This window comes from Pseudoalteromonas sp. NZS71_1 (assembly GCF_015864305.1).
Classification (GTDB): domain Bacteria; phylum Pseudomonadota; class Gammaproteobacteria; order Enterobacterales; family Alteromonadaceae; genus Pseudoalteromonas; species Pseudoalteromonas arctica.
In genome coordinates this window covers 51,120-63,088 of the sequence record NZ_JADYXM010000016.1, presented here as the reverse complement: position 1 = coordinate 63,088, position 11,969 = coordinate 51,120, and the positions used below count along the sequence as shown (strand labels likewise).

Below are 11,969 nucleotides of genomic sequence, written 5' to 3'. Positions count from 1 at the left end.
ACTACTTTAAATTAATACTTACATTGCCATTGGGTTTACAGCAGCACAGGAGTATTTCGCCTTCGCGCACAAATGCAAGGGGCTCTTCGTTATATTCAACACTACCTGACACTAACGTTGCTCTACAAGCGCCGCAGTAACCTTCACGGCATTGGAATGCGACGTCTATTTTCATGGATTCTAAGCAGTGTAAAAGAGAAGGGCAGCCAGCGGTAAACTCTATACACTGGCTGTTTTCTGCAAGTGTTACACTTGCAGTAGACTTGTCACTCATTATAAATCAAAATCACCAAATTCTGATGCATCAACTTGCGAGTCTATTTGACCAACAAGGTATGAGCTTATTTCTGCTTCTTGTGGTGCTACTTGCACGTTATCAGACACTAACCACGAGTTTATCCATGGGATAGGGTTACTGTTATTTTCAAACTGTGCTGGCAAACCAATCGCCGTCATACGTGCATTAGTAATGTATTCAACGTACTGACATAAAATATGTTTATTTAAGCCAATCATTGAACCATCTTTAAATAAATACTCAGCCCACTCTTTTTCTTGCTCTGCAGCATCAACAAACATTTTAATCGCTTCGTCGCGGCACTGGGCTGCAACAATCGCCATTTCTGGGTCGTCTTTACCGTCTTGCATAATGTTTAAAATATGCTGAGTACCCGAAAGGTGAAGTGCCTCATCGCGCGCAATAAGCTTGATGATTTTAGCGTTACCTTCCATCAATTCACGCTCAGCAAACGCAAACGAACATGCAAAGCTTACGTAAAAGCGAATCGCTTCAAGAATATTTACCGACATCATAGCCAGGTAAAGTTTCTTTTTAAGCTCAAACAAATTCACGATAACAGTTTTACCATTAATCTCGTGTTTGCCTTCACCGTATAAATTATAAAGCGATACAGAGTTGATTAAGTCGTCGTAGTATTTAGTTACGGCATCGGCACGTTCGCTAATTTTATCGTTGCTAACAATGTCATCAAAAATAAGTTCAGGTGCTTGTGTTACGTTACGGATAATATGTGTGTATGAGCGGCTGTGAATCGTTTCACTAAATGCCCACGTTTCTATCCATGTTTCAAGCTCTGGTAGCGATACAATTGGAAGTAGGGCAACGTTTGGCGAACGACCTTGCACACTATCAAGTAGAGTTTGGTATTTGAGGTTACTTAAAAATATATGCTTTTCGTGATCGGGTAACGCTTGAAAGTCTAAACGGTCTTTACTTACATCTACTTCCTCAGGACGCCAAAAGAAAGACAGTTGCTTCTCGATTAATTTTTCAAAAATTGGGTATTTTTGTTGGTCGTAGCGAGATACGTTTACAGTTTGGCCAAAAAACATTGGCTCTTGCATTTGGTTATTATGGTTTCGGCTAAAAGTAGTATAAGACATGTTTATCACTCAAAAAACTATCAGAAAAAGCGGGCTAAATGCCCGCTTAAAATAAAAATCAGCAGTTATATTTTACACGCGCCGCCTTCACAATCGTCATCTTCCACTTCTGGAGTATCTTCTTGCATATCTGAGGCACCATCGCGAGTATTGTGGTAGTACAAGGTTTTAACACCTAGTTTGTACGCGCTTAGTAAGTCTTTTAATAAGACTTGCATAGGTACTTTACCGCCTTCGAACTTGTTTGGATCATAATTTGTATTTGCAGAAATTGTTTGGTCTACAAATTTTTGCATTATACCAACAAGCTGCAAGTAACCATCGTTTGATGGAATGTCCCACAGTAGCTCGTATTGATCTTTTAAACGCTCATACTCAGGAACAACTTGCTTTAAAATACCGTCTTTACTTGCTTTAACGCTAATATGTCCGCGTGGTGGCTCAATACCATTTGTTGCATTAGAGATTTGCGACGATGTTTCTGATGGCATTAACGCACTTAGTGTTGAGTTACGCATACCGTGCTCTTTAATACTTGCACGTAGTGTATCCCAATCAAGATGAAGTGGCTCATCACAAATTTTATCTAAATCACGTTTATACGTATCTGTTGGCATAATGCCTTGTGAATACGTTGTTTCGTTAAACTTAGGACAGGCGCCACGCTCTTTAGCAAGCTCGTTTGATGCTTTCATCAAGTAGTATTGAATCGCTTCAAAGGTTTTATGTGTTAATGCATTTGCGCTGCCATCTGAATAACGTTTACCGTTTTTAGCTAGGTAGTATGCGTAGTTAATCACGCCTATACCTAACGTTCGACGACCCATAGTTGCATTTTTAGCAGCCGGTACTGGGTAGTCTTGGAAATCAAGTAAGTTATCAAGTGCGCGTACTGCAAGTTCAGCTAGCTCTTCGAGCTCATCAAGTGATTCTATTGCACCTAAGTTAAACGCAGACAGTGTACAAAGGGCAATTTCGCCTTCTTCGTCATTTACGTTATTAAGTGGCTTAGTTGGCAATGCAATTTCTAAACATAAGTTAGATTGGCGAATAGGCGCAACTTTAGCAATGAACGGGCTGTGTGTATTACAGTGGTCCACATTTTGTAAATAAATACGACCTGTACTTGCACGCTCTTGCGCAAACATAGAGAAAAGCTCAATCGCTTTAATGCGTTTTTTACGAATCGATTCGTCTTGTTCGTATTTTACGTAAAGCGCGTCAAACTCAGCTTGGTCTTCAAAAAATGCATCGTAAAGACCAGGCACATCTGATGGGCTAAATAACGTAATGTAGTCGTCTTTAATTAAACGAGAGTACATTAGTTTATTAAATTGTACGCCGTAATCTAGGTGACGAACGCGGTTGTCGTCCACACCACGGTTATTTTTAAGTACAAGTAGGTTCTCTACTTCTAAATGCCAAAGCGGGTAGAACAATGTTGCAGCGCCGCCACGTACACCACCTTGCGAACAACTTTTAACAGCTGTTTGAAAGTGCTTATAAAAAGGAATACAACCTGTGTGGTACGCTTCGCCGTTACGAATATGGCTACCTAGCGCACGAATTCGACCAGCATTAATACCAATACCTGCGCGTTGTGAAACGTATTTAACAATAGCTGACGACGTTGCATTGATTGAATCAAGGCTATCGCCACATTCAATTAATACACACGAGCTAAACTGGCGAGTAGGTGTACGTACACCCGACATAATTGGCGTTGGTAGAGATATTTTAAATAACGATACTGCGTCGTAAAAGCGCTTAATGTAAGAAACGCGTGTTTCACGTGGGTAGTCAGAGAATAAGCTCGCTGCTACTAAAATATATAAAAACTGTGCACTTTCGTAGATTTCACCCGATACACGGTTTTGAACGAGATACTTACCTTCAAGCTGTTTTACAGCCGCGTAGCTAAAGTTAAGATCGCGAGAATGATCAAGATATGCATCAAGCTCGTCTAATTCTTGCTCTGTGTAATCTACTAATAAGTGAGCATCGTAGCGTTTATCGCCAACCATTTTTGTTACGTGGTCAAATAAACGTGGTGGCTCAAATTGACCGTACGCTTTTTTACGTAAATGGAATACAGCTAAACGTGCAGCTAAGTATTGATAATCAGGCGATTCTTTTGAAATCTGATCCGCTGCTGCTTTAATGATGGTTTCGTGAATGTCTTTAGTACGAATACCATCGTAAAACTGAATGTGCGATTTTAATTCAACTTGCGAAACCGAAACGTTGCTTAAACCTTCGGCGGCCCATTCAATGACGCGATGGATCTTATCCAGATCAAGAGGCTCTTTGCGCCCGTCACGTTTGCTTACAGATAACTGTTGGTTCATTTGCCTGTATTCCTTGGGAATTATGTATTTTGACCAATGCTTTATGCCTCGCCGAAGCAAGGTACATACTCATTTATTATAGGTTTCACCGTATTGGCGAATTTAATTGAATAACATTTGGCCACAATATCTGGTGTTGTTCAATTTAGAGATCACAAGATAGTGTGGTCTGAGTTGTTTTGCAAGGGACATAATTGCCCCTGTTTGTGGATAACTTTGGGATAACGCATTTGTGTTAGTAGACACTCACCTTCGAACAATCATTTAAGTTGAAATATGCAAAAATCAACTAATGATCTGCTAAATTTACTCATTTTAAAAATAAATTTTGACTGCTTTTTTTATCAGCAGGCTTTGTGTGAAAACTAACACAATCACAATATATAGTGTTTAATAATTAACATAGCACTATATATGGTTAAAACCATCAATTGGGCTTTGCCAGTTAAAATCAGCATTCCAGCTGTTGGCTTCATCAATACTTGGGATGTAACCCCAAAGTGCCGTTGCGGTATGCATACCTGCCGCTTTGCCTGCTTGTATGTCACGCTGTGCATCACCAATGTATAAACAACGGCTTGGTTCTACCTGCATAAGCTTTGCACAATGTAGCAGTGGTAAAGGTGATGGCTTAGCTTCAGCTAATGTGTCGCCACTTATTACTACACTGGCATTTTTTAATGCGGGAATAGCTGCCACTAAAGGATCGGTTAAAAACCCTGGTTTATTAGTCATGATCCCCCATTTGATTTTTTTCTGATCAAGGGCGATAAGTAACGATTCAACTCCGCTGAAGCAACGTGTGTGATTTGCTATGTTTGTGGCGTACTCGTCAACTAATTGCTTTATAAGCTCGCTTTGGGGTTGTTTAGCCCATAATTCTTTAAAACCAGCCTCTAATAATGCGCCTGCGCCGTTAGATGCGGCAGGACGGTATATATCACTACTAACAGGTTCTATTTTATTGCTAATAAGGACTGCGTTTAAAGCGGCACCTAAATCATCAGCGGTGTCGAGTAGGGTGCCGTCTAAATCAAATAAAAATGCATCGTACTCAATAAGGGGTAGGGGGGCTTGAGAGTTAGCCATTAAGCTAACTTCTCAAAATAAAGTATGTAATTTACGCTAACGTCACTATTGAGCGTATATTGCTTTGATAGTGGGTTATAAGAAAGCCCTGTACTTGCACGAACTTTTAAACCGGCTTGCTCTGCCCATGCAATAAGCTGTGCAGGCTTTATAAACTTTTTATGGTCGTGTGTACCTTCAGGCACCATTTTTAAGAGTTTTTCAGCGCCAACAATCGCGTATAAATATGCTTTAGGTGTTTTGTTCAGGGTTGAAAAAAACACGTCCGCGCCTGGTTTGGCAAGTGCAGCTACAGCATGAATGATAGATGCTGGGTCGGGAACGTGCTCAAGCATTTCCATACACGTTATTACATCAAAGCGCTCAGGGTACTGTGTTGCAAACTCTTCTGCAGGCACTTTTATATAATCTACATTTACGCCAGTTTCTAAACTGTGCAACTTAGCAACGGTTAGAGGCTCTTGGCCCATATCGATGCCAGTTACTTTTGCACCCATACGCGCCATGCTTTGGCTTAAAATACCGCCGCCACAGCCAACGTCGAGTGTTTCTTTATCGAATAAGCCTTGCGTTTTGTTTGCTATAAAGTCTAAACGTAACGGGTTAATTTCGTGAAGAGGTTTGAATTCTCCGTCTAGGTCCCACCAACGCTCAGCGATGGCTTCAAATTTTGCTATTTCTGCGTGATCTACATTTTGATGTTCGGTCATAAAATACTTCCTCGTCAATCTGAGGCCATTATATAGGGCTAAATTGATAAATCGCAAAGTTTTGCGCCTGTAAATTAAAATTAATTGTGATAGCATGGCTGTTAGAAATAATAACAATACTCTTAATACCCAATACCGGGTTGTTGAGAGCTGATACTGAAGGAATGTGATATCAAATGACTGATCTCGCCAATGAAATTCTGCCAGTCAATATTGAAGACGAGTTAAAAAACTCCTACTTAGATTACGCAATGAGCGTAATAGTAGGACGTGCATTACCAGACGTACGTGACGGCTTAAAACCTGTTCATCGCCGCGTTTTGTTTGCAATGAACGAGCTTAGTAATGACTGGAACAAGCCTTACAAAAAATCGGCCCGTGTGGTCGGTGACGTAATCGGTAAATACCATCCACACGGCGACAGTGCAGTTTATGACACGATAGTTCGTATGGCTCAGCCATTCTCACTACGTTATATGCTTGTAGATGGCCAAGGTAACTTCGGTTCGGTTGATGGTGATTCAGCAGCGGCAATGCGTTATACAGAAGTACGTATGGCAAAAATGTCGCATGAGTTATTAGCCGATCTTGAAAAAGAAACGGTTGATTTCGTTCCTAACTACGACGGCACTGAGTTCATCCCTGACGTGTTACCTACGAAAGTCCCTAATTTATTAGTGAATGGTTCGTCGGGTATTGCAGTAGGTATGGCTACAAATATACCACCACATAACTTAACTGAAGTTGTGAACGGTTGTTTGGCACTTATTCAAAATCCTGATTTAACTATTTTAGAGTTAATGGATTATATTCCTGGTCCTGATTTCCCAACGGCTGCAATTATCAACGGTAAAAAAGGCATTGAACAAGCCTATTTAACTGGCCGTGGTAAAGTGTACATGCGTGCACGCGCCGACGTCGAAACCGATGAAAAAACAGGCCGTGAAACAATCATCGTTCACGAAATTCCTTATCAAGTTAATAAAGCCCGTTTAATTGAAAAAATTGCAGAGCTTGTTAAAGATAAGAAAATTGAAGGTATTAGTGCACTACGTGATGAATCAGATAAAGACGGTATGCGTATCGTTATTGAAATTAAACGTGGTGACGTAGGCGAAGTTATTTTAAATAACTTGTATTCACAAACTCAGTTACAAACTGTGTTTGGTATGAATATGGTTGCATTAATTAACAACCAACCTAAGTGTTTTAATCTAAAAGAAATGCTTGAAGAGTTTATTATTCACCGCCGTGAAGTAGTAACTCGTCGTACCGTGTTTGATTTACGCAAAGCGCGTGACCGTGCTCATACGCTTGAAGGTTTAGCAATTGCGCTTGCAAACATTGACCCAATTATCGAGCTTATTCGTAAATCACCTACACCTGCTGAAGCTAAAGTTGCTTTAACTGCACGTCCGTGGGAATTAGGTCATGTACAAGGTATGCTTGAAAAAGCAGGCGAAGATAATGTAGCCCGTCCAGATTGGCTTGCTGATGATTTAGGTATTCGCGACGGTCAATACTATATTTCTGAGCAACAAGCTCAAGCAATTCTAGATTTGCGTTTACACAAGCTTACTGGTCTTGAACACGAAAAAATCTTAACTGAATATCAAGCGTTATTAGAGTTAATTGCTGAGCTACTTTATATTTTGGCAACACCTGAGCGTTTAATGGAAGTTATTCGTGACGAACTAGTTGAAATTAAAGCGCAGTATGGCGACGAACGTCGTACTGAGATTAATGCAGCGGCTCACGATATCAGCCTTGAAGACTTAATTACTGAAGAAAACGTTGTTGTAACGCTTTCTCACGAAGGGTATGTGAAGTATCAGGCATTGTCTGATTACGAAGCACAACGTCGTGGTGGTAAAGGTAAGTCAGCAACGAAGATGAAAGATGAAGATTTCATTGAACGTCTGTTAGTTGCAAATACACACGATACTATTTTATGTTTCTCTACGGCCGGTCGTTTATATTGGCTTAAAGTGTATCAGTTACCACTAGCAAGTCGTGCAGCGCGCGGTAAGCCAATTGTTAACTTGTTACCACTTGAAGCTGATGAACGTATAACTGCTATATTGCCAGTACGCGAGTACGCAGAAGATAAATATATCTTTATGGCAACTGCATTCGGTACAGTTAAGAAAACACCATTAACGGCTTACAGTCGTCAACGTGCAAGCGGTATTATTGCTGTTAACTTAAATGATGGCGATAGCTTGATTGGTGTTGATATTACCGATGGTAGCAACGAAATTATGTTGTTCACTGATGCAGGTAAAGTTGTACGCTTCAAAGAAGCTGAAGAAACAACAGTTGTTGATGAAAACGGCAACCCAGTATTAGACGAAGAAGGTAACCCTGAGATTCGCTTCAAAGGTGTTCGCCCAATGGGTCGTACGGCTACAGGTGTTCGTGGTATTAAAATGCCAGACGAGCAACGCGTAGTATCGTTAATTGTACCAAAAACTGACGGTGCCATTCTAACGGTAACTGAAAATGGTTACGGTAAGCGTACACAACTTGAAGATTACCCATCTAAGAGCCGCGCAACACAAGGTGTTGTATCAATTAAGGTGAGTGAACGTAACGGTGCTGTTGTTGGTGCTGTGCAAGTTGATGACAACGATGAAATAATGATTATTTCGAATCGTGGTACCTTAGTACGAACTCGCGTTAATGAAGTTTCAACAGTTGGACGTAACACACAAGGTGTTATTTTGATCAGAACTATTGACGGAGAGCAAGTAGTTGGTTTACAACGTATAGAAGAGATTGAAGTTACAGAAAGTGACTTAATTGATATTGAAGACGTTGAAACAGTAGATACGGTTATTGATGAAGTAGCGGATGATAATCCTCCTTCAGAATAATTGATATTGAAAAAGCGGCCTTGGCCGCTTTTTTTAATGTTGTTGAAAAAAATTAATAGGGCGTGAAATTATACTCATACCAATTCGCTTAATTAAGAGATCTATTTTGAGGGTGGAAAAACGTGTTGATAGCTAGGCAAAAAATTCGCTATTTAGTTGTTCTAAATGAGAATTTTTTAACGCAAGTAGCGACACGTTTAGCCCCGCAAAATGATTAAGTATTATTGCGGATTGGTATTATTCATTAAATTTTAAAGGTTTAGCGGATTGGTATTAAATGTTCATGCTTAATAGTTAAATTACTGGAATGAGGCAAAGGTAATGAGTAAATATAATTTTTGTGCGGGGCCAGCTATGCTTCCGCAAGCGGTTATGAAAAAAGCGCAAAAAGAGTTTCTAGATTGGCAAGACCTAGGTGTGTCTGTGATGGAGATTAGCCATCGCAGTAAAGAGTTTTTAGCGCTTACAGCTAAATGTGAAGCTAGCCTTCGTCGCCTAATGAATATTAGTGATGAATTTGAAGTGCTGTTTATGCATGGTGGTGGTCGTGGCCAGTTTAGTGCTGTGCCATTAAACTTACACCAAGAAGGCAAAACAGCGTTTTATTGTGAGAATGGCGTTTGGTCGAAAAGCGCCAGAGATGAAGCGAATAAGTTTACTCAAACGTCTTTTACGGATGTCCGTAATGATGCTGATGGTGAGTTTTCAATTAAAGACGTTGCTGACTGGGAATTACCAGAAGACGCTGCGTACATCCACTATTGCCCTAATGAAACTGTCGATGGCTTAGAGATTTTTGATGTACCAAGCCACCCAACAGCTCCGATTATTGCTGATATGTCTTCAACTATTTTATCGCGTGAGATAGACGTTAATAAATTTGATTTGATTTACGCTGGTGCGCAAAAAAATATCGGTCCATCGGGCATATCAATTGTTATTGTTCGTAAAACATTACTTGAGCGCGAAGGTTTGCCAAAGCCCGGTATTTTAGATTACGCACTTGAAGCAAAGCAGGGCAGTATGTTTAATACCCCACCTACCTTTGCTTGGTATTTAGCGGCTGAAGTATTTGAATGGCTTGAAAGCAATGGTGGGGTAAAAGCCATGGAAGCACAAAATATTGCTAAAGCAAATTTACTGTATGATTTTATCGATAACTCAGATTTTTATTCAAATATAGTCGCTAAACATTGCCGCTCACGCATGAATGTTCCATTTTGGTTAAACGATGAAAGCTTAAATAGCAAATTTGTTGCTCAATCAAACGAGGCCGGTTTACTTGCACTTGAAGGTCACAGAATTGTGGGCGGTATGCGCGCAAGTATTTATAACGCTATGCCTCTTGAAGGTGTTCAAGCACTTGTAGATTTTATGGCTGCATTTGCAAAGGAGCACAGCTAATGGAGCAGCTCCGTTTAGAACCTATTTCTAAAGTAAATGGCACGGTAACCCTACCAGGTTCAAAGAGTCTATCGAACAGAATTTTATTATTAGCAGCACTGGCAAACGGTACCACCGTTGTAGAAAACTTACTTGATAGTGACGATATACGCCATATGCTGGGTGCTTTAAAGTTATTAGGTGTAAATGTAACTTTAAATGATGAACACACTGTAGCGACCGTAGAGGGAGTTGGTGGTGTGTTTAATACACCTACTGAGCCCTTGTTTTTAGGTAATGCAGGTACTGCTTACAGACCTTTAACGGCTGTACTTGCTGCCGTTAAAGGTGAGTATGAGCTAATAGGCGAACCACGTATGGAAGAGCGTCCGATAGGGCACTTAGTTGATGCTCTACAAGCGCTTGGTGGTGATGTTACCTATACAAAACACAAAGACTATCCACCACTTAAAATTGTAGGTGGTCAAATAAAAGGTGGTGAGGTTGAAATTGACGGTAGTATTTCAAGTCAATTTTTAACGGCTCTATTAATGGCAGCGCCATTATTTAGCGGTGATACTACGATAACGATTAAAGGTACTTTAGTATCTAAACCTTATATTGATATTACGCTTGATGTAATGGCACGTTTTGGTGTTAATGTTGAACACAGTGATTATGCAACTTTTAAAGTTAAAGGTGGTCAACAGTATCAATCACTCGAACGAATTATGGTTGAAGGCGATGCATCTTCTGCTTCTTACTTTGTTGCTGCGGCTGCAATTGCTGGCGGCGAGATTGAAATTAAAGGCGTGGGTGCTAAATCAGTTCAAGGTGATATAGGCTTTGCTAAAGTAATGGAGCAAGTAGGCGCAAAAATCGATTGGTATGATGAGCGTTTAGTTGTTCGCAAAGGCGAATTAAAAGGCGTAGATATTGACGCTAATGCAATTCCTGATGCTGCTATGACCCTTGCAACTGTTGCTCTTTTCGCTAAAGGCCCAACTGCCATTCGTAACATTTATAACTGGCGAGTAAAAGAAACAGACCGTTTATATGCGATGGCAACTGAGCTTAGAAAAGTAGGTGCAGAAGTGGTAGAAGGGCATGACTTTATAGAAATTACACCGCCTAAACACTTCAACGATGTAGCAATAGACACTTACGACGATCACCGTATAGCCATGTGTTTTGCAATGGTTGCCGTTGGTGGAAAGCCAATAACGATTAATGATCCAAAGTGTACCTATAAAACATTTCCTACATTTTTCAATGTTTTAGCGTCAGTCAGTGAATAAGCTAATTAGAAGTAATTACAAAAGTTACACACTAATAGCAGATATATTTTAATAACTGACGTATAATGTCGCGGTTTATTTAGGTGTGCATTGCAGGAGGTTTTAAATGCAGGCGTTATTAATGCCCGTGATCACCGTTGATGGCCCAAGTGGTTCAGGTAAAGGAACTGTTTGTCGCTTGTTAGCCGACAAGTTAGGGTGGGATGTATTAGATAGCGGTGCGATTTATCGCGTTTTATCTTTAGCTGCACTTCATCACCAAATTGCATTAGACAATGAAGAAGGGCTTGTCCCTCTTGCTGCAAATTTAGATGTGCAGTTTTTGGTAGATAGCCAAACTAATGCAGGAAAAGTTATTTTAGAAGGCGAAGATGTAACCACTACTATTCGTAATGAAGAAGTAGGCGCTGCAGCATCAAAAGTTGCAGCATTACCTCGCGTTCGTGAAGCGTTATTACGTCGCCAGCGTGCATTTCGCACTGAAAACGGCTTAATTGCCGATGGCCGTGATATGGGCACTGTGGTTTTTCAAGATGCGCCGTTAAAAATATATTTAACAGCAAGTGCAGAAGAGCGTGCTCGTAGACGCTTTGTTGAGTTGAATACGCGCGGTCTTGATGTTACACTAAGTGGTCTATTACAGGACATTCAAGCTCGTGACGAGCGCGATATGAATCGTGCCGTTGCTCCGCTTGTACCTGCAGATGATGCTATTGAGCTTGATACTAGCGAACTCAATGCACAGCAAGTGTTTGATAAGGTAATAACTTTATTGGATATTGCAATCTCTGAAGGTAAGCTTCCTAAACGAAGCTAAACACATTTTATGCGCCAGCAGGATGCCAGTGCTATTTTAACAAC

The 11,969-nt window shown here is 40.5% G+C and carries 9 protein-coding genes; 4 read left to right on the top strand and 5 right to left on the bottom strand.

The genetic code is table 11. The annotated features are described in order from the left end of the window. Window position 1: 1 nt before the first annotated feature. The 5 genes from yfaE to ubiG form a co-directional block, all read right to left on the bottom strand. The gene (yfaE, locus tag I6F43_RS17635) at window positions 2–274 is read right to left on the bottom strand and encodes a class I ribonucleotide reductase maintenance protein YfaE (protein ID WP_165721553.1); all 273 of its coding nucleotides are present in this window, start codon (window positions 272–274) and stop codon (window positions 2–4) included. Then, a complete protein-coding gene (nrdB, locus tag I6F43_RS17630) occupies window positions 274–1,404 on the bottom strand; it encodes a class Ia ribonucleoside-diphosphate reductase subunit beta (RefSeq protein WP_007583038.1) in 1,131 nt (376 codons plus the stop codon). Before nrdB ends, yfaE begins: the two co-directional genes overlap by 1 nt. A 65-nt stretch (window positions 1,405–1,469) precedes the next feature. After that, entirely contained in the window at window positions 1,470–3,752 is a 2,283-nt protein-coding gene (nrdA, locus tag I6F43_RS17625; protein ID WP_197103364.1) for a class 1a ribonucleoside-diphosphate reductase subunit alpha, read from the bottom strand. Window positions 3,753–4,160: 408 nt separating this feature from the next. Further along, on the bottom strand, window positions 4,161–4,841 hold the full coding sequence (locus tag I6F43_RS17620; RefSeq protein ID WP_010552862.1) for an HAD family hydrolase: 681 nt from the start codon (window positions 4,839–4,841) through the stop codon (window positions 4,161–4,163). Then, a complete protein-coding gene (ubiG, locus tag I6F43_RS17615) occupies window positions 4,841–5,551 on the bottom strand; it encodes a bifunctional 2-polyprenyl-6-hydroxyphenol methylase/3-demethylubiquinol 3-O-methyltransferase UbiG (RefSeq protein WP_008171708.1) in 711 nt (236 codons plus the stop codon). Before ubiG ends, I6F43_RS17620 begins: the two co-directional genes overlap by 1 nt. 176 nt (window positions 5,552–5,727) lie before the next feature. Between ubiG and gyrA the strand changes: the two genes are divergently transcribed. The 4 genes from gyrA to cmk all read left to right on the top strand — a co-directional run bounded on the left by gyrA (window position 5,728) and on the right by cmk (window position 11,925). Further along, on the top strand, window positions 5,728–8,427 hold the full coding sequence (gene gyrA / locus I6F43_RS17610) for a DNA topoisomerase (ATP-hydrolyzing) subunit A (RefSeq protein WP_121954985.1): 2,700 nt from the start codon (window positions 5,728–5,730) through the stop codon (window positions 8,425–8,427). A gap of 321 nt (window positions 8,428–8,748) precedes the next feature. Further along, complete coding sequence (gene serC / locus I6F43_RS17605) at window positions 8,749–9,831, top strand: 3-phosphoserine/phosphohydroxythreonine transaminase (RefSeq protein ID WP_010552860.1); 1,083 nt, start codon at window positions 8,749–8,751, stop codon at window positions 9,829–9,831. Continuing rightward, window positions 9,831–11,108, top strand: coding sequence for a 3-phosphoshikimate 1-carboxyvinyltransferase (aroA, locus tag I6F43_RS17600; RefSeq protein ID WP_197103362.1), 1,278 nt, complete (start codon window positions 9,831–9,833; stop codon window positions 11,106–11,108). Before serC ends, aroA begins: the two co-directional genes overlap by 1 nt. Window positions 11,109–11,214: 106 nt before the next feature. After that, complete coding sequence (cmk, locus tag I6F43_RS17595; RefSeq protein WP_007583052.1) at window positions 11,215–11,925, top strand: (d)CMP kinase; 711 nt, start codon at window positions 11,215–11,217, stop codon at window positions 11,923–11,925. Window positions 11,926–11,969: the final 44 nt, after the last annotated feature.